The organism is Mycobacterium sp. 852014-52450_SCH5900713, assembly GCF_001667075.1.
Classification (GTDB): domain Bacteria; phylum Actinomycetota; class Actinomycetes; order Mycobacteriales; family Mycobacteriaceae; genus Mycobacterium.
In genome coordinates, this window is sequence record NZ_LZIL01000009.1 from 19,300 (window position 1) to 37,757 (window position 18,458).

General features: G+C 66.6%; 17 protein-coding genes, 1 tRNA gene and 2 pseudogenes. 6 read left to right on the forward strand and 14 right to left on the reverse strand.

Features of this window, described 5'->3' with window-relative positions; all coding sequences use genetic code 11:
* Window positions 1–23: 23 nt before the first annotated feature.
* The 3 genes and pseudogenes from A5773_RS02730 to A5773_RS25335 form a co-directional block, all read left to right on the forward strand.
* Window positions 24–1,022, forward strand: coding sequence for an MAP_0585 family protein (locus A5773_RS02730; RefSeq protein WP_067789315.1), 999 nt, complete (start codon window positions 24–26; stop codon window positions 1,020–1,022).
* 67 nt (window positions 1,023–1,089) lie between these two features.
* Window positions 1,090–1,329, forward strand: a complete 240-nt coding sequence (locus A5773_RS02735; protein ID WP_066955110.1) for a hypothetical protein — start codon at window positions 1,090–1,092, stop codon at window positions 1,327–1,329.
* A gap of 16 nt (window positions 1,330–1,345) precedes the next feature.
* Window positions 1,346–1,966, forward strand: a pseudogene (locus tag A5773_RS25335) (enoyl-CoA hydratase); the annotation flags it as partial.
* Window positions 1,967–2,182: 216 nt separating this feature from the next.
* On the opposite strand, the gene A5773_RS02745 reads toward A5773_RS25335, so the two are convergent.
* Window positions 2,183–3,091, reverse strand: coding sequence for a lytic transglycosylase domain-containing protein (locus tag A5773_RS02745; protein WP_066955950.1), 909 nt, complete (start codon window positions 3,089–3,091; stop codon window positions 2,183–2,185).
* A 1,104-nt stretch (window positions 3,092–4,195) separates the two neighbouring features.
* On the reverse strand, window positions 4,196–4,399 hold the full coding sequence (locus A5773_RS02750) for a cold-shock protein (RefSeq protein WP_066955104.1): 204 nt from the start codon (window positions 4,397–4,399) through the stop codon (window positions 4,196–4,198).
* Window positions 4,400–4,762: 363 nt separating this feature from the next.
* Here A5773_RS02750 and A5773_RS02755 point away from each other — a divergent pair, with 363 nt between their 5' ends.
* Window positions 4,763–5,548 carry a DUF732 domain-containing protein gene (locus A5773_RS02755; protein WP_066955101.1) on the forward strand — a complete coding sequence of 262 codons (786 nt, stop codon included), beginning with the start codon at window positions 4,763–4,765 and terminating at the stop codon, window positions 5,546–5,548.
* Window positions 5,549–6,051: 503 nt separating this feature from the next.
* On the opposite strand, the gene A5773_RS02760 is transcribed toward A5773_RS02755, so the two are convergent.
* A tRNA-Thr gene (locus A5773_RS02760) sits at window positions 6,052–6,126 on the reverse strand.
* Between the two features lie 28 nt (window positions 6,127–6,154).
* Window positions 6,155–6,871: a hypothetical protein gene (locus A5773_RS02765; protein ID WP_066955098.1), complete on the reverse strand. Its 717-nt coding sequence runs from the start codon at window positions 6,869–6,871 to the stop codon at window positions 6,155–6,157.
* 156 nt (window positions 6,872–7,027) lie between these two features.
* Here A5773_RS02765 and phoP point away from each other — a divergent pair, with 156 nt between their 5' ends.
* Window positions 7,028–7,747 (forward strand): two-component system response regulator PhoP, encoded by a 720-nt coding sequence (gene phoP / locus A5773_RS02770; protein WP_066955095.1) that lies wholly within the window; start codon window positions 7,028–7,030, stop codon window positions 7,745–7,747.
* Between the two features lie 40 nt (window positions 7,748–7,787).
* Window positions 7,788–9,246: pseudogene (locus A5773_RS02775) on the forward strand (sensor histidine kinase).
* Here A5773_RS02775 and A5773_RS02780 read toward each other — a convergent pair.
* The 10 genes from A5773_RS02780 to A5773_RS02825 all read right to left on the reverse strand — a co-directional run bounded on the left by A5773_RS02780 (window position 9,218) and on the right by A5773_RS02825 (window position 18,359).
* A complete protein-coding gene (locus A5773_RS02780) occupies window positions 9,218–9,622 on the reverse strand; it encodes an HIT family protein (RefSeq protein WP_066955090.1) in 405 nt (134 codons plus the stop codon). The pseudogene A5773_RS02775 and the gene A5773_RS02780 sit on opposite strands and share 29 nt — an antisense overlap.
* Window positions 9,623–9,741: 119 nt before the next feature.
* A complete protein-coding gene (locus A5773_RS02785; RefSeq protein ID WP_066955086.1) occupies window positions 9,742–10,170 on the reverse strand; it encodes a ketosteroid isomerase family protein in 429 nt (142 codons plus the stop codon).
* A 16-nt stretch (window positions 10,171–10,186) separates the two neighbouring features.
* Window positions 10,187–12,241, reverse strand: coding sequence for an FAD-dependent oxidoreductase (locus A5773_RS02790; protein ID WP_066955083.1), 2,055 nt, complete (start codon window positions 12,239–12,241; stop codon window positions 10,187–10,189).
* A 27-nt stretch (window positions 12,242–12,268) separates the two neighbouring features.
* On the reverse strand, window positions 12,269–13,396 hold the full coding sequence (locus tag A5773_RS02795; protein ID WP_066955080.1) for an NDMA-dependent alcohol dehydrogenase: 1,128 nt from the start codon (window positions 13,394–13,396) through the stop codon (window positions 12,269–12,271).
* Window positions 13,397–13,550: 154 nt separating this feature from the next.
* Window positions 13,551–14,099 (reverse strand): hypothetical protein, encoded by a 549-nt coding sequence (locus A5773_RS02800; RefSeq protein WP_066955077.1) that lies wholly within the window; start codon window positions 14,097–14,099, stop codon window positions 13,551–13,553.
* 3 nt (window positions 14,100–14,102) lie between these two features.
* Window positions 14,103–14,312 (reverse strand): ferredoxin, encoded by a 210-nt coding sequence (locus A5773_RS02805; RefSeq protein WP_066955074.1) that lies wholly within the window; start codon window positions 14,310–14,312, stop codon window positions 14,103–14,105.
* Window positions 14,313–14,320: 8 nt separating this feature from the next.
* Window positions 14,321–15,676, reverse strand: a complete 1,356-nt coding sequence (locus tag A5773_RS02810; protein ID WP_066955071.1) for a cytochrome P450 — start codon at window positions 15,674–15,676, stop codon at window positions 14,321–14,323.
* The gene (locus tag A5773_RS02815) at window positions 15,673–16,497 is read right to left on the reverse strand and encodes an SDR family oxidoreductase (protein ID WP_066955068.1); all 825 of its coding nucleotides are present in this window, start codon (window positions 16,495–16,497) and stop codon (window positions 15,673–15,675) included. The genes A5773_RS02810 and A5773_RS02815 overlap by 4 nt, the downstream gene beginning before the upstream one ends.
* Window positions 16,498–17,724, reverse strand: coding sequence for a cytochrome P450 (locus A5773_RS02820; protein WP_066955065.1), 1,227 nt, complete (start codon window positions 17,722–17,724; stop codon window positions 16,498–16,500).
* Window positions 17,721–18,359 carry a TetR/AcrR family transcriptional regulator gene (locus tag A5773_RS02825; protein ID WP_066955062.1) on the reverse strand — a complete coding sequence of 213 codons (639 nt, stop codon included), beginning with the start codon at window positions 18,357–18,359 and terminating at the stop codon, window positions 17,721–17,723. Before A5773_RS02825 ends, A5773_RS02820 begins: the two co-directional genes overlap by 4 nt.
* Between the last annotated feature and the right edge of the window lie 99 nt (window positions 18,360–18,458).

Below are 18,458 nucleotides of genomic sequence, written 5' to 3' on the forward strand. Positions count from 1 at the left end.
CAAGAGGGGACGCAGCTATGTCTATGAAACGTGTCGTCAGCGCGGCGGCCATCGCGGCGGGGCTGAGCATGTCCGCGGTTACTTTGAACGCGGGTTCGGCCTTCGCGGCTCCGCTCGACCCCCCGCCGCCGTGCCCTGGCTGCCATGGCGGTGGCGGTGGCGGCGGGGGCGGGGGCAACCCCGGCGGACCCGGCGGGCAGCAGGGCGGACCCGGCGGGCAACAGGGCGGACCCGGCGGGCAACAGGGCGGACCCGGCGGTCAGAACGGTCCCGGCGGTCAGCAGGGCGGGCAACAGGGCGGTCAGCAGGGCGGACCCGGCGGTCAGAACGGCCCCGGCGGGCAGAACAATCCCCCGCAGCAGACCGGCCAGAACAACCCGCCGCAGCAGACCGGGCAGAACAACCCGCCGCAGGGTCAGCAGAACACGCCGGCGCCCAACGAGCACGGGCAAAACCCGCCGCAGGGCGGGCAGAACTCGCCGGCGCCAAACCAGTACCCGCAGCAGGGCGGGCCGGGCAACCAGCCGGGTGATCACGATCAGAACGGGCCGGGTGGACAACCCAATGCGCCGGCGAGCGAGCACAACCCGCCGCCGCAGGGCAGGCAGGCCCTCAACCCGCCGAGCACCCAGCCTCCGCATCAGCCTTACGTTCCGCGCGGGACGTACGTCAGCGGTAACGCCCAGGTAGGCGGGCCCGGCGATGCGCGGGCGGGCTTCAGCATCGTCGACCACGGTGCGCCGCCGCCACCCCCGCCGCGGGGCCACGGCTGGAACGACGGTCCGGCCCCCGGCCATCCGCCGCCGCACTGGGTCGGCGCGCCGCCTCCAGGGGGTTGGGACGGTCCGCCGCCTCCCGGCGGCTGGAACCGTCCGTGGTCGGGGCCGCAGCGTGATGTCGCCGTCGCGCAGGTCGATTTCGGGCCGTTCCAGTACGACTCCTACACCGCCATCCCGGTCTTCAACTGGCAGTTCGGCGGTTGGGGGTTCTGGTACATGGGCGTCTGGGTTCCGCTGTACTGACGGGCCGCCGGTCTAGCCGGCGCGCCATTGGTGGGCGGCGATCGGGTCGTCGTGGCAGGCTCCGGGAATGGATGTGCGAGAGAACGTCCGCCGAGCCATCGACGTCATGACGGCTTGGACGTCCGACAGCGGCAACGAATTCGCCTGGAACCGGCTCGTCGAGAACGTGATCGATGAGCCGGACGGAGAAATCCTGCTGTTGATGGGTTTCGTCAACCTCGCGGGCGAACTGGGGATCAAGCTGGAGAAGGCGACTGGCCAAAAGATGCGCGCTCACCTCCAAGACATCGCCCTGAAGTACCTATGAGGGGTGCGTGAACGCGGTGGAGGAGCGGTTCGTCCGGGTCGGTGGTGACAGCGGCGTACTCACCATCGAGCTGACCAATTCGAAACGGCTCAACATCGTCGGCACGCGCGCCGTGGAGGAATTGACACAGGCATTCCGCGCCGTCGACGGCGATGGTGACGTCCGGGTGGTCGTGCTGCGCGGCGCGGGGGAGGCGGCGTTCATCGGCGGTGCCGACATCAACGAGATGGTCAACCTGGACCGGTCGAGCGCCGAGGCGTTCATCCGTCGGCTCGCAACCCTGTGCGAGTCGATCCGCGAATGTCCCGTTCCCGTCATCGCCCGATTGGCCGGGTACTGCCTCGGCGGTGGGCTCGAGGTCGCGATGTGCTGCGATCTGCGGATCGCCGAATCCGGGGCGACATTCGGCATGCCGGAAGTGGCGGTCGGAATCCCCTCGGTGATCCACTCGGCCTTGATGCCCGCGCTGATCGGGGCGTCGCACGCGGCGTGGCTCCTGCTGACCGGTGAGACAATCGACGCGGGCACGGCCGTCTCCTGGGGTTTGGTGCATGAGGTGGTTTCCGCCGACGCGCTCGACTCTCGCATCGCCGAACTCGCCGCGAAACTCGCCGGATTCGGCCCGCACGCTGTCCGGCAGCAAAAGCGCCTGCTCAACAAGTGGTTCGACATGACGGTCCACGGGGCGATAGGACAGCATCGAGCAGTTCGGTCTGGCGTTCTTGACCGGAGAGCCCCAGGAGCACATGCAGGCGTTCCTCGCGCGCAAGCAGGACCGAACATAGCGTCGCCCCCACCCGGTGCCGCACACGAAATAGCTTGTCGCGCTTGGTCGCCGCCGTGCGGAGCTGCCTTACTGGGGATGAGCCGCGAGGTAATCCGCGACGGCGATCGGGGCTGCCTCCGCGTAACCGACGGGGAGCAACACGTCGCCGGCGGTGGTGACGTAATAGACGTCCCACCGGTAGTAGGTGGGGAACGCGGCCGGGTCGGCCGCGATCAGCGCGGCGTATTGGTCGACCGCCTGGACGTATTCGTGTGCGTGGTTGTAGCCGTAGATGGCGCGGTCGGGGTCGTTGGCGAAGCCGTTGGCGGACAGGAAGCGGCCCGCCGCCATGATGCTGTCGCGCGGCGAATTGATATCGCCGCCCTGGCCGTAGGTGGCGAACGTCGACGGCAAGAACTGCATGGGGCCCTGCGCGCCGGCCGTGCTCGCGCCGTTGATGCTGCCGAAGCGGGTCTCGACGAGGTTGATCGCGGCCAGGTAGTTCCAGCCGACGCCGGTCTCCGATTCCGCCGCGTGGTAGTCATTCATCAGTTCGTCGGCGGGTACGGGAGGCTCGATCCGCCACGCGGGCAGCGTGTCTTTCGCGGGCGTCATTGCCTGGAGCTGGCGACGGGCATCGAGGTTACGGTCGTAGACGCCGCTCAGCTCCGGCGGGATGCGCGGCCGGGTGATCGAGTCCCAATCGGGGTGCCGCCCAATGGCGCGGTACGCGGCCTGCTCGCGGTGCGCCGCCGCCGTCAGTGCCGGCTCCGCCGTCGACGGGTCACGAAGCGCGCGCTCGTCCGCGACCAAATCGTCGGCCAACTGAGCCGGGTCAGACGCCAGTTGTGGCTGGGCGCCAAGGGGCGGATTCGGTGCTGCGGCAACAGTTCTCGAAGCGAGCGGTGCGGCGCCCGCCGTCGCGGCGGTTGAAGCAGTCATCGCCGTTGCATTGGGCTTCACCGTCGGGGACGAACAGCCGACGACTAGCAACATGATGGCGCCGAGAAACACCGGCGCGGTCGCAGCGACCGTCGGGTTACGCCTCACTGGAGTCACTTCCGTCGATTTGCCAGGAATAGTCTTTCGCATCTGACCGCCTGACATCAATGCCGTGGCCCGTATCGGCTGGGGCAGATCGCCTCAGGTAGTGGCCTCAAAGCATCCCCGAAGTGCGAAATCTTGTTGACGGCAACCGGCTTCATGCCGCGCGGAAACCGGCGAAATCTCGGGGCCCTGGAATTCCCCACAAGTTGCGGGTGACCGCGGCTTATTCCAGACTGAGAATCACCTTCCCAGCAGAGTGGACAAGCTACATGTGTGACGCCGCGGCTGAACCGACCGAGAGACGGAACAGGATTCGCCGAGCTGCGGCGGCAATGCCCAAGCACGTCTCTCGTCTCATTCGTCCGGCGATGCTTGCCGCAATGGTGACGATGCTGATCGCTGCGCCCGATACACGCCCTCTGCTGCCGCCGGGATGCGCGATCGGTTGGACGATGGTCGGGGGCGTGCTGATTTATGTGCCGGACTGCACGCACCGGTCACCGGCTCCACCGCCCCCGCCGGACGGACCGCCGCCCGGCCCCGTGCCGCCTCCGGCGCAGTAGGCGACGGAGCGCCGCGCGATGGGTCGGCGGTCAGGCCGGGATCGCGCTCAGACGCTCAGGGCTTCGGAGCGGCGGAATCGCTGTTGGGGCGGTCGGAGAAAGTCGGAAGTTGCACCGGTTCTGCATCGCGACTGGCCGGTGACACGACCTCGGGCTCGTAGCGATGGGAAAACAAGTCGGATGATGTCATGGAGCGGGTCCTCAAGTTAGGTTGGCTTCAGCCCAAATGTGGTTGGCTTGGGGGCGAAGGGCGATCGATTCGTGGATCTGCTCATCCCCACAAGAATTTGGCTACTCGGCAGCGCGAACGCGGACTGCTGCTACCAATCTACACGCCAGAGTTCGCACGGACGTTGCGCCGAGCGCCTGGCATTCATCAACCCCAAAAACCGCGCCCCGGTGCACGCCCTGGCGGAAGCGGGCCGGGGACCCCTTAACGTGCTGTGGGCTGGTGGGGAACGCCCCACCAGCCCACACGGTCGAACTCGCGCTAGACGGCGGTTACTCCGACTGCCTGCGGACCCTTGGCCCCTTGCTCGACATTGAACTCAACTCGCTGATTTTCCTCCAGCGACTTGTAGCCGTTTCCCTGGATTTCCGAGTAGTGGACGAACACATCTGCTGCGCCGCCGTCCGGAGCGATAAAACCGAAGCCTTTTTCGCTGTTAAACCATTTCACAGTTCCCTGTGTCATACCTTCAACTTCTCTCATTTTGAACGGATGCCGACGGGCATCCCGGGCAAGCGTACCACGTGGGGTGGCTATTAACTGTAATCGACTGCCTCAGAATGGCTTTCATGTCGTCCAAAGGTTCGTGGGCGACGAATCGGATCTGGAGTCTCCGGCGTGCGGATCGCGCCAGCTCGTCGGGGCGTGCACGAGGTCGAACTGCAGGTGTGGCGGGCCGGCTCCCGGCAAGTCTCCGCGCGTTCGGGGCGTTCGTGGCGGCGTTAACAACGCTGCATGGTCAGCGGGAGCGCGGCTGTGCGGGCGCGCCGTTATCGGCCCGTATCTAGGGGCTTGTGACGTCGTCCTGACACGCTCAAACTGGTTGATATGCGCGACCGCGAGACCATCGATTCAGAATTGCGGCGCATCGCGCTCGGGCGACGAGCGGTCCGAGAGCACGGCGGCGAGCCGTCGTCCCGAGAGGTGGACGAACTGCTCGACGAGCTCCTGGCCCACAGCGCCGGGGCGTCTCTCCCCGCTGCGGCGAAAGCCTATGAAACCGATGTTGCCCCCAACGCCGGGTCGAGGGGCGCCGGAATCGGCACCACGCTTCGCCGGCGCAAGGGCGTGCAGCGGCACTTGGGCCTGCTCGCGGCCTTGCCGCTATCTCTGGTGGCCGTCGCCGCCGCGGTGGTGGTGATGTTTTCGGTCCACCGCCAGGATTCATCGGCGCAGCGGGCGGAAACTCCGCCGTCGGCCGCGCCCGCGCCCAAACCTGTTGCGCCGCAAGCGCCCAATGCGCGCATCGAGGCCGCCGACGCGGCGTTCATCGCCGCGTTGAAGCACGAAGGGGTGCCAGTCCCCAACCACGAATACGTGATAACCCAGGGTCACGCGGTCTGCGACTTCCTGGCGCGCCAACCCAATTTCGCGGATGCGGTCGAATTCGTGCAGCGATCGTCGATTTGGGACGCCAACCAAAGCACCGAAGTCACCGCGGGCGCCATCGTTGCGTACTGCCCTCAGTCTCAACCCGCGGCCCCGGCCGACTTGTCGCCGGCCTACCAGAATGCCCTCTCCGATCTGCAGGCAATCGAGGGGAAGCTGCAAGGGATCCAAGGGGACCTGCAAGGTATCCACCGAGATCTGGACGGCGTCCCCGGCCCGCCATAACCGGGGTGGTCGCCTTCGCCCGGCCCGGAAAGCTGCTGTGCGGAGTCCCCGAACTCGCCGACTGGACTTTGGTTGAGTTCGCGCCAAAAAGGCCACTTCGGCTCCTTCCGTAGCAACGAGGTCAGAGCTACGATCTCCCTGCACGGAGTCATGTGATGCGCAGCATAGCTAACCGTTTGGCAGTCATCGGCCCAGCCGCATTCGCGCTGGCGGTGACCATGACGTCTCTATCGCCGGCGGTAAGTAGGGCCGCCGAATGTGGCGAAGGCACCGTGTACGACCCACCGTCCGATACGTGTGTGGTGCTCGCGCAGGCAGCTCAACCAGTAGCGCCGCCACCGGCGGCCCCACCGCCACCACCTCCGGCGGCTCCACCGCCTCCGCCGCCCGCTTGGGGTGGCTATTACGGCCCCAGGCCCTACGTCTCGGCCAGCATCTGCGCGCCGATTCCATTCATCCATATCTGCGCCGGAATCTGAGAGCGCCAGAGCGGCGGCGATGCCTGGAGCCCCCTGTCAGGATTGAACTGACGACCGCTCGCTTACAAGGCGAGTGCTCTACCACTGAGCTAAGGAGGCGGGATCAAACCGGTCCAAGCCTAATCGGTCACTCGCCGCTGTCGATGATGCGCGTTGAGCGCACCGTCCGGGACGAAGGACGACGCCGGCCGGGGAGCGGAATGCGGTCGGCGATGCTGCTCAGCGGGTTCACCACCATGGTGAGCGCGACGACCGCGTCCTGGAGCGTGGCGATCGCGGGCTCCAGCGCTTCCATCCCGGGCGTCAGCCGCGCCAGGGTGTCGGCGACGTCGGCGAGCTGGTCCAGCGGCCCGTTCTTCGCCGTCAGCTTGTCGACCAGACCACCCTCGGCCAGCAGCCGGTCGGCCAGCCCATCCTCGGCCAGCAGCCGCTCGATCAGTCCGTCCTCGGAGACAAGCTGATCGGCCAGGCCGCCGGGCTGCAGGGTGCGGTGCAGGCCCCCGCCCTCAGCGGTAAGGCGGTCCAGCAGGCCGCCGTCCGACGTCAGCATGTCGACCAACCCGCCCGGGCGCAGCAGCCGGTCGATCGGTCCCTCCGGTGCCACGGCCCGTCCCAGTGGCGCATCGTCGTCCAGCAGCCGGGCGAGCCGGTTGGCACGAACGATCGCGTCGTCGATTCCCAGCATGGAAGTCATGGCGTTCGTTCCGCCGGTCCCGCCTTCGCCCAGCGCCCGTTTCGCCACCCCGACCGCCGCGGTTGCCACGGTCAGGCCGGCGTCCGCGGCGGCGAGCCCGACACGTGCCGGGGCGGTCGCGGCCAACACGATCCGTGCGGCGAGGTTCATTCCACGAGTCTATTCGCGACGCGACTGCGCCGACCCGCGCAGGTCCGAGCGGTTGCGATGAGGCCTGGCAGACTACTATCAGAGTGTTGGCACTGAGCTTTCAGCAACCACACAACCTTTACATAGGAAACGTTCAACAAGAGGCAGAAGAATCTGATGACCGCGGCAACCTCAAGCGAAACGAAACCGGAGGCTCGTGTCCTCGTAGTCGATGACGAGGCCAACATCGTCGAGCTCCTCTCGGTGAGCCTCAAGTTCCAGGGTTTCGAGGTCTACACCGCGACGAATGGCGCCCAGGCCCTGGATCGGGCCCGGGAAGCCCGCCCCGACGCGGTGATCCTGGACGTGATGATGCCCGGGATGGACGGATTCGGAGTGCTGCGGCGCCTGCGCGCCGACGGCATCGACGCCCCGGCGCTGTTCCTGACGGCCCGTGATTCGTTGCAGGACAAGATCGCCGGCCTGACCCTGGGCGGCGACGACTACGTGACCAAGCCGTTCAGCTTGGAGGAAGTCGTCGCCCGGCTGCGGGTCATCCTTCGGCGCGCCGGCAAGGGCGGAGCGGAGCCCCGCAGCGCCCGGCTGACCTTCGCCGACATCGAACTCGACGAGGAGACGCACGAGGTGTGGAAGGCCGGCGAACCGGTGTCCCTATCGCCGACCGAGTTCACGCTGCTGCGTTACTTTGTGATCAACGCGGGCACGGTCTTGAGCAAGCCCAAGATCCTCGACCACGTGTGGCGATATGACTTCGGAGGTGACGTCAATGTCGTCGAGTCCTACGTTTCGTACCTACGCCGCAAGATCGATACTGGGGAGAAGCGGCTGCTGCATACCCTGCGGGGAGTGGGCTACGTGTTGCGGGAACCACGCTGAGCCCGCGCTCGGCCGCCAGCGTTAGCGAAGAATCATTCACATGGCCAAACAGCATCGACGTGGATTGCCGCTCCGGGTAGGGCTGGTCGCCGCCACCCTGGCGCTGGTGGCGTGCGGGCTGGCGGTCTCGGGCATCGCGGTCACGTCGATCCTGCGGCACAGCCTGGTCACCCGGATCGACCAGACGCTGCTCGACGCGTCGCGGGGCTGGGCGCAGGCCCCGCGGCGCGAGTCGCCGCCGCCCTACGGGGCCCCCGACCCGGGCCGGCCACCGTCGAAGTTCTACGTGCGGGGCATCGGCATCGACGGCACCCCGTTCACCGCGATCAACGACCGCAACTCCGAACCGGCATTGCCGCCCAACAACGACGTAGGCCCCAATCCGACGACGCTGCCGTCGGTCAACGGGTCCGACATCCAGTGGCGCGCGGTGTCGGTGCGCGGCCCGCACGGCCTGACGACCGTTGCGATCGACCTGTCCGACGTCCAACACACGGTCAGCTCCCTGGTCTGGTTGCAGATCGGTATCGGGGTGGCGGTGCTGGTAGTGGTCGGCATCGCCGGCTTCGCGGTCGTGCAGCGCAGCCTGCGGCCGCTCTCCGAGGTCGAACAGACTGCCGCGGCGATAGCCGCCGGCCAGCTGGATCGCCGTGTCCCGGAACGTGATCCACGTACCGAGGTCGGCCGGCTGTCCCTCGCCCTGAACGGAATGCTTGCGCAGATCCAGGAGGCGCTCGCGTCCTCGGAGTCGTCGGCCGAGAAGGCCCGCGGTTCCGAGGAGCGGATGCGGCGGTTCATCACCGACGCCAGCCACGAGCTGCGCACCCCGCTAACGACAATCCGCGGCTTCGCGGAGTTGTATCGGCAGGGCGCCGCGCGCGACGTCGCCATGCTGTTGTCGCGCATCGAAAGCGAAGCCAGCCGGATGGGGCTGCTGGTCGACGACCTGCTGCTGTTGGCCCGCCTCGATGTGCAACGACCGCTCGAACACAACCGGGTCGACCTGCTGGCGCTGGCCAGCGACGCCGTGCACGACGCGCAGGCGATGGACCCCAAGCGCACCATTGCCATGGAAGTGCTCGACGGCCCTGGCACCCCGGAGGTGCTCGGAGACGAACCGCGGATCCGACAGGTGCTGAGCAACCTGGTCGCGAATGCCTTGCAGCACACCCCGGAGCGCGCCGACGTCACCGTGCGGGTCGGCACCGAGGGGGACGACGCCGTGCTCGAAGTGGCCGACAAGGGTCCCGGCATGACCGAGCAGGACGCGTCGCGGGTGTTCGAACGCTTCTATCGCACCGACTCGTCGCGGGCGCGTGCCAGCGGCGGCACTGGATTGGGGCTATCGATCGTCGACTCGCTGGTGCGCGCGCACGGCGGCGCCGTCACGGTGACGACCGCGCCCGGGGAGGGCTGTTGTTTCCGGGTCACACTCCCGCGCGTCAGCGAAGTGCCGGCGCAGGAGCCGGTTCACGCCAATTGAGCCAGGGCCGCCTTGATTTTGGCCTGCGCGTCGTCCAGGGATTCCGGTGAGGGGTTGCGGTCGACGTTGGCGAAACCGAAGTCGCTCAGGCGGCGGGTGGGGAACACGTGCACGTGTAGATGGGGCACCTCCAGCCCGGCGATGATCACCCCCGCCCGCTCAGTCTTGAAGGCCTTGCACACGGCCTTGCCGACAAGCTGACTCACGCTCATGATCCGGGCGAACGTCGCCCCATCGACGTCCTGCCACTGATCGATTTCGGCCCGCGGCACCACCAACGTGTGCCCTTGAGTCATGGGCTCGATCGTCAAGAACGCGACGACCTCGTCGTCCTCGTAGACGAAGCGGCCGGGAAGTTCACGGTTGATGATCTTGGTGAAGATCGATGCCATGGCCCCAGCATAGGGGCGATGGTTCTCGCCTCGGGCCGCGCCTGCTTGCGCCGGGTTCGATAGCGCACGCGCGATCGAATCTCAGGAGGCGGTAGTGCCTTCGGCGCCGTGCGGCCGGCTCACTCCTCCTTGCCGAACTGCATGACGTCGAGGTTCCAGTAGCCCCTCATGTTGGTAATCAGTCCGGCGTCGTTGACCGCGTAAGTGAACACGCCCCGCACCGAGCTGGTGAAGCCGCCCTCGAACTTGCTGTTGAGCACCAATATGTGGGCGATCTCATGGGGGGAACTCGACGGGAACGTTTCCTCGCAAGTGATGGACAGCTGGTTGGCCGCGATGTTCGTGTCGAAGAACGCGCCGACTGCCTCCTTACCGCGAACCCCGGTGCCGTCCGGGTTGGTCACGGATTTGCCGATCGGATCCTCGATGACGACGTCGTCGGCCATCAGGGCCAGCCAGCCCTCCCGGTCGTGCGCTTGTACGCATCGCCATGATGCCTGCGAGGCGGCGAGCGCCGGGGTCGCCTGCGATTCTTCGGTTCGGGTCATTCTTGTTCTCCTGTCACTAGATTGCGCACGCGGCGCGCGCGCCTTCCTCGGTGGCCTTGCGGATCAGCCCGAGCCCGGTGCAGTCGCCGGCGGCGTGCACCTGAGCGCCGGGCAGGGCGGCGGCCAGCGCGTCGAACATCGTGGTGTCGGGTTCGACCGTGCCGGCCAGCACGACGCTGTCGGCCTCCAGCTGCCGGGCGGTGCCGCCGGCCGGGGTGAACACCACCGCTTCGGTGGTGATCCGTTCCACGGTGGCCCGCACATGCACGGTGACGCCCAGCCGGTCGAGGCGATCCATGTGTTCGGTCTTGCGTTTGTTGCCGACCTCCGGGGCGATGTTTTTGCCGGATTCGAGGACCGACACCAGCCGGCCCCGGCTCGCCAGGAATTCGGCCAGTTCCAGGGCGACCAGGTCACCGCCGATGATGGCGACCCGCCGTCCGACCGGCATCCAGGCGCGGCTGGCCATCCGGACCGCGGCAGGATGCACCAGCCGCTGCCGCCACCCGCCCAGCGCGGAAGCCCCCAGCCGTTGCCAAGCCGGTGCGCCGGATTCGGCTCGCCCGCCCAGCAATTCGCGCAGCCCGGGACCGGTGTGGACGTGCGGTAGATCGGATCCGGGGATCGCCGGCACGGCGACCCTGCCACCGGTGGCGACCACCACCGCATCCGGGCCGGCATCGACGACGTCCTGAGACGAAATCGATTGACCCAGACGGACTTCCACGCTGCTGAGCTTGATCTCCTGGCGCAGGTAGCGCAGAAAAGGCTCATTCTCCGGATGCAGAACCGCCGCCCAGCGCAGCGCGCCGCCCAGCGCGGCGCTGCGTTCGAAAAGCGTGACGCGGTGTCCCCGTTCGGCGGCTACCCGGGCGGCCTCCAGCCCGGCGGGCCCACCGCCGATCACCACCACGCGCTTGGTGCGTGCGGCGGGAGCCGCCGCCATTTCGCGCTCCTTGCCGGTGCGTGGATTGACGGCACAGTCGACAGAGAAACGCAGTTCCATTGCATCGATGCAGTTTTCACAGGAGATGCACTTGCGAATCCGGTGTGCCTGCCCGTCGCGCAGTTTGCGCGGCAGCTCGGGGTCGGCCAGCAGCGGACGGCCCATCGCGATGAAATCGGCGCGTCCGTCGGCCAGAATCCGTTCGGCCCGGGCCGGATCGTGGATGCGGCCGACGGCGATCACGGGCACGTCGACCACCTGCTTGACCGCGGCCGCGGCCCCGACGTTGAGCCCCTCGCCGTCGTCGGCACCGTTGACCATCCCGGTCACCAACCGGTCGATCACCCCGCCGCTGATGTGGAACGCGTTGACACCCGCGGCCACGAACTCCGGCGCCAGCTGCGCGGTCTCGAAGATCGGCCGGCCACCCGCGACCCGTTCGTAGCCCGAGATTCGCAGCGTGATCGGCAGGGCGTCACCGATCTCGGAACGGATTGCGGCCAGCGCATCGAGGACCACCCGCGCACGGCCGCGGACCGAATCACCGCGGTAGTCGTCGGTGCGGCGATTGCGTTGCGGGGCAAGGAATGAGCCCAGCAGCATGTAGCCGTGCGCGGCGTGCAGCTCGATGCCGTCGTACCCGGCCTCGACGGCACGCCGCGCCGCGGCCTTGAACAAATCGAACACCCCGCACAGCTGTTGCTTGCTGATCTCGACCGACGGGCGCCCGGTGAGGTAGGAGGGAATCACCGACGGGCCCAATGACGTGACACCGAAGATCTCGGGCCCCAGACCGTCGGGACCGGCGTGCACGATTTGTGGTTGGATCTTGGCCCCGTGCTCGTGCACCACCTCCACGAGCGCCCGATGCGCGTCGACCGATTCGTCGGTGGCCAGGTGCAACCCGCCTGGAGTCTCCGGATGCTGGTGGTCGATCCCGGTGGCGCCCAGCGTGATCAGGCCGACTCCGCCCTTGGCGCGTGCGGCGAAGTAGTCGCGGGTGCGCTCGGACGGCAGCCCATCGGGCGTGCCATACATGGTCTCCATCGGAGACATGACCATGCGGTTGCGCACTGTCATGGCGCCGATCTGTCCCGGCGCCAGCAGGTGCCCGAACCCCGTCACTCGGGACCCAGTCGGTTGGGGCGGCAGTTACCTGTCCGCGTCCGTGTACCGGATGACGCCGCGAATGTTCTTGCCGTCCAGCATGTCCTGGTAGCCCTCGTTGATCTGCTCCAGGCGGTACTGGGTGGTGACCATGTCGTCCAGGTTCAGCTTGCCGGCCTTGTACATCGACAGCAGCTGCGGGATGTCGTACTGCGGGTTGCCGCCGCCGAAGATGGTGCCCTGCAAGTTCTTCTGCATCAGGGTGAGCATCGCCAGGTTGAGGTTGACGTTGGTGTCCAGCAGGCTGCCGATGGCGGTCAGCACGCAGGTGCCGCCCTTTTGGGTGATGTTGAGGTAGTTGTCGACGTCGGCGCCGTGCAGCTCGCCAACCGTGACCACGACCTTGTGGGCCATCAGCCCGTAGGTGACCTCCATGATGCCCATCAGCGCCGCGTCGATGTCGGGATAGACGTGGGTGGCACCAAATTTCAGCGCCTGGTCGCGCTTCCATTCGACCGGGTCGATCGCGAAGATGTAGCGTGCGCCGGCGTTGACGGCGCCCTGCAGCGCCGCCATGCCGACCCCGCCGACACCGACGATGGCGACGTCTTGGCCCGGCCGGATGTCGGCGGTGCGGACCGCCGAGCCGTACCCGGTGGTGACGCCGCAGCCGACTAAGGCGGCGACCTCGAAGGGAACCGACGGGTCGATCTTCACCACGGAGCTGCGGTGCACCACCATGTACGGCGAGAACGTGCCCAGCAGCGTCATGGGGAAGACATTCTGACCCTTTGACTGGATGCGGAACGTGCCGTCGGAAACCGCGGCACCGCCGAGCAGTCCGGCCCCCAGGTCGCACAGGTTGCGCATGCCGGCCTGACACGTCGGGCACTGCCCGCAGGACGGGATGAAGGACAGCACCACGTGGTCGCCGGGGGCGATGTCTTCGACGCCCGCACCGACCTCGGTGACGATGCCGGCACCCTCATGCCCGCCGAGCACCGGGAAACCGGCCATCGGGATTCCGCCGGTAACGAGGTGATGGTCGGAGTGGCACATGCCGGCCGCTTCCATCTGGATCTTGACCTCATGCGCTTGCGGGTCGCCGATCTCGATTTCCTCGATGGACCAGGGCTGGTTGAACTCCCAGATCAGTGCGCCTTTTGTCTTCACGATGGTCCTGACCCCATTTCGCCTTTGAATCGATCAGAGCTGGCCGGCCCCTTGATGCCGGACAACTTGGTGACGGGCGCCACAGGCACCCTTGTCGCGTCAGCATAGCGCGTGCAACAAATCAAATGCTTGGTTGGTCCGCCACTGGCTCCGGTCACCAGATCGGCACCGGTGCCTGGCCGAGCGGGTAGTAGCCCGGCAGCTTCTCGCCGGCGATGCTGCGCTCGATTCGCTTCTGCATGCCGGAGCTGAGGTCGCCGGATTCGATGAGCTTGCCGAACATGTACGCGACGTGACCGAAGTCGAAGAAGTCCCGCTGCCACTCGATGAGGTTGTCGGCGTTGAGGCGGAACCAACTGCCGCCGATGCCGTAGATCTCGTCCCTGGTGCCGTCGGACTTGTTGACGATCTGCTTCCAGAAGCCGACGATCTCGCCCTGCTTCTCGTCGATGAGCACCTTCTGGTACTCGTACACCCAGTTCTCCAGGCCCTCCATCTCCAGGCCCAGGGCAATGTCGCGGATTTCGTCGATGCCGACGCACATCACGTCTTCCTTGGGGCCGATGTTCCAGCCGTAGGTGGCGTCCTGGGTGTAGAAGTCCGCCAATGGCCGCCAGTCACCGGCCTTCTCGCAGTCCTTGTTGGCCTGCAGCCAGCGGTCGACCCATGCCTCGAGTTCCTCGCGTGACGCTTGTGATGTCATGAATCAGTCTCCTGGATCTTCTTTGATGAACAGTGCATGCGTTGGGCACATATCGACCGCGCGCTCGACTTCCTCGCGGGCGTCTTCGGGCGGCTCGGGGTCCACGATTTCGACCTTGCCCCGCTTGGGCACCCGGAAGTAGTCCGGCGCCTCCAGTTCGCACATGGCATGGCCCTGGCACAAATCCAGATCGGCTTCGATCCTGAATCCCATGGGAGAACCTACTTCTGGCGCTTGCGGTAGCGGACTTTTGCCGGCCGGGCGAGCTGGACGACCATTTTGGAGTGGTCGTTGTGGTAACTGTCGGCCGGCTGTGCCATCTCGAATTCGTACTCGCGCAATAGAACCGAGAAGATCGCCTTGATCTGCATCTGGGCGAAGGCGGCGCCGACGCACCGGTGTCGCCCTGCGCCGAATGGAATCCAGGTCCACCGATTGACGATGTCGGCCTGCTCGGGCTTGTTGTAGCGGTCGGGCTTGAAGGCATCCGGATCGGGGAAGTCCTCGGGAATCCGGTTGCTGATCGCCGGGGACGCGGCGACGTAGTCGCCCTTGTGGATCGGAAAGCCCTCGACCTCGAACTCGCCCTGGGCCACCCGCATCAGGATGATCAGCGGCGGGTGCAGCCGTAGGGTCTCCTTGACCACGTTATCCAGCTTCGGAATCGACCGCAGCGCATGGAAACTCACCTCTTCGCCATCGGCGTACAGCTCCTCGAGCTCGGCGAGCACCTCGGCGTACACATCGGGGTGGCGGATTAACTCGATCAACGTCCACGCCGAGGTCCCCGAACTGGTGTGGTGCCCCGCGAACATCAGCGAGATGAACATTCCGGTGACCTCGTCGGCGGAAAACCGGGGAATGCCGTCTTCGTCCTTGATCGAGACCAGCACGTCGAGCATGTCGCGGTCGGCCTTGTCCTTCGGGGGATTGGCCAGCCGCTGGTCCATGATCTCCTGCACCAGCGCAACGAGTTTGACGCGCGCCTCGTCCCGTCGTTTGAAGCTCTCGATCGGCAGGTAGGGATCGACGTAGCACAGCGGGTCGGTGCCGCGTTCCAGCTCGTGGTAGTACTCCGCGAAGCGATGGTCGAGCTGCTCACGGAATTTCAGCCCGATCAGGCAGGCGGTCGAGGTGTAGATGGTCAGCTCCGCGAAGAAGTCGAGCAGCTCGATCTCGCCCTGGTCGCCCCAGTTGGCGATCATCTTCTTGACTTCGCCCTCAATGGTGCTGGCGTGGCCCTTCATCTGCTCGCCGCGCAACGCCGAGTTGTGCAGCATCTCCTTGCGCCGCTCGGGGCTGGCGTCGAATACGACGCCCTTGCCGAAGATCGGCGTCATGAAGGGGTAGGCCTCGGCCTGGTCCAGATCCTCGTCCGCGGAGCGGAAGAAGAATTCGTTGGCGCCCGCGCCAGACAGCAGGATGACGTGTTTGTCGACCAGCTGGAACCAGCCGACGTCGCCGCACTCGTCCCGGACGCGCTTCATCAGACCGATTGGGTCGGTGCGGAATTCCTCGAGGTGACCGTGCTCTTCCTCGCCGCCGGAAACCCGCGGCACAATCGCGGTGGTTGTCATGACGGCATCCCCTCCTCGCCGAGTGCGAGCTTCTGTCGATCTTTCTTGTCGGCCAACGGGGCTTCGGGCTGAAGCTCCATGTTCGCGATGAACCCGCCGCGCGGTGTCTCGGCGACGAACGTGATGGCGCGCGCCAGGTCCGCCGCGCGCAGGAAGTAGTCATGGCGGGCCTGGCCCCACTTGGCCCAGTCCTCCAGTGCGGGGCCGATCTTCTCGGCCGGCAGGCTCCAGCCCATCGAGGTCTTCGTCGGGCCGGGGTGCACGATCGAGGCCCGCACGCCGGTGCCCTCGAGCTCCATCTGGAAGTTGGTGACCATCGCCACGAGAGCGGCCTTGGCCGCGCCGTAGGCACCCATGTGCGGCCGCTGGCGCAGGGCCACGTCGGAGCCGACGAAGATCAGATCGCCACGCTGACGCTCCAGCATGCCCGGCAGCACGGCGGCGGCCAGCCGGTTGGCGCCGACGAGGTGGATTTGCAGTTGCGACTCGAACTCGTCGGTGGTGATCTCCGCGAGTTTGCCGAAGTATGTGTCGCCGGCACCGGCGACCATTACCTCGATGTCGCCCAGTGCGTCGACCGACTGCGAGACAAAGGATTTCACCGAGTTCGGATCCGTGACGTCCAGGTGGAATCCGACCGCCTCGCCGCCTTCGGCGTTGATCTTGCCGACGATGTCGTTGAGCTTCTCGACTCGGCGCGCGCCGAGCGCGACCGGGAAGCCGTGCGCCGCGAGTTCGATGGCGGTGGCCTCTCCGATGCCGGACGAGGCGCCGGCCACGATGGCCGGCCGGCGTTCGGGCAGGGGGTCAAAGCGGGGCATTCAGCGGACCTCCACGGTCATTGGTAGGTGAGCGAATCCGCGGACATTGCTGGAGTGGACGCGGACGGCGTTGGCCTCGTCCACCTCATATCCGCGGATTCGCTTGAACAACTCGGTGAGCGCGACCCGGGCTTCCATCCGCGCCAGATGCGCGCCCAGGCAGAAATGTGCGCCACTACCGAAACTCAATAGTTTGGGCCCGATTTCGCGGCCGATCAGATAGTCGTCGGGCCTGTCGAAGACCCGCTCGTCGCGGTGGCCGGAACCGGGCAACAGCAGCAATACGTCGCCCTCGGGAATGGTGGTGTCGTAGAGGGTGAGTTCCCCGGATACGGTGCGGGCCAGGATCTGGCTGGACGTGTCGTAGCGCAAGGTCTCCTCGACCCACAGCGGCACCAGCGACAGGTCGGCATAGACCGGAGTCAGCTGCCCGGGGTTCTTGTGGCCCCAAAATGCGGCATTGGCAAGGAGTTTGGTGGTCGTCTCGTTGCCGGCGATCACCATCAGGAACATGAAGCCGAGGACTTCCTCGTCCGTGAGCCGGTCGCCGTCGATCTCGGCTTCCAGCAGCGCCGAGGTCAGGTCATCCGTCAGCTTCTTGCGCCGCTCGGCGACCATTCCCTGGTAGTAGACGATCAGGTTGATGGAGGCTTCGACGGCCTCCGGCGGCACGTCGGTGACGCCCTCGTCGCGGTGCATCACCCCGTCGGCCCAGGCGCGCACCTGGACTCGATCCGGTTCGGGGACACCCATCAACTCGGAGATGACGTCCATGGGAAGCTTTCCGGCGAACTCGTCGACGTAGTCGACCGTGCCGTCCGCTGACGACCTAGCCTTTTCCAGCATCGTGTCGAGGTGTTGTGTCGCGATCTCGGTGACGCGGGGTTCGAGTTCGCGAATCCTCCTCGGTGTGAAGCCTTTTGACACCAGCGTCCGCAGACGCAGATGGGCGGGATCGTCCATCGCCAAAAACGACATCGTCTTGGACGCGTGCGGGCCGCGCGACGCCGGATCCAGCGAAACGCCGTATTTGTTCGACAGCGTGGTGCTGTTGCGGAAACCCTGCAGCACATCCTGGTGCCGCGACAGCGCCCAAAACTTCAGGTCCTCGTTGCGATACAGCGGGGCCTCATCGCGGAGGCGCTTGTAGTACGGGTACGGGTCCTCGTGGAAGTCGTAGTCGTATGGATCGAGGACCAGCTCGTGGTCGCCAACATGGATGGTCATTCGGTGCTTGTCTCCTGGCTCGTCTCTCCGGCGCCGGTGAGGATCAGCCTGACCACATAGGCCAGCCGGTCGGCGATCTCGCGATAGGTGAATTCGCCGCTGCCGGCCTGAACGAGCGCCCCGAAAAACGACATTTCGAGCGCCGACACGGCGGTGGGGTCGGCATCGGGGCCGATCGCGGACGTGATGCGGCGGTGGATCTCCGCGCCGATCCGGTCGCGGGCGGCCCGCACCGCGGGCTCGGCGCCTCCGCTGAGCAAGGCCGTCGTGCACGCGGCGCTGACCTCTGGCTCATCGGCGACCACCAGGGCCAGGTGGCGCAACACCTGGTCCACCCGGGTGGGCATCGGGTCGTTGACGTCGGTGAAGTAGGGGACCTGCCGGACCAGGTCCAGGTAGACCTCGGCGATCAGGTGGTTCTTCGACGAGAAGTAGGTGTAAGCCGTGGCCGGGGCGACTTTGGCGCGAGCCGCGACCGCGCGCACCGTCAGATCGGCGTAGGACTTTTCGCGCAGCGTCTCGATGCCCGCCGCGAGCACCTTCCGGAAGGTCTCCTCCTGGCGGCGGTTTCGCGCGGGCGGGCCGGTCTGGTGCTCGGCCTGAGACGTGATCGTCACCAGTGCATCGCTGGACACATGTCCAAGCTATCGGACCGACTCCGCCGGAAGCAAGACCGATCGGCAAAGACAGCGGTTAATGTGCTGTTTTCGGTCGCGTAGCCGCCCCAGTCGAGA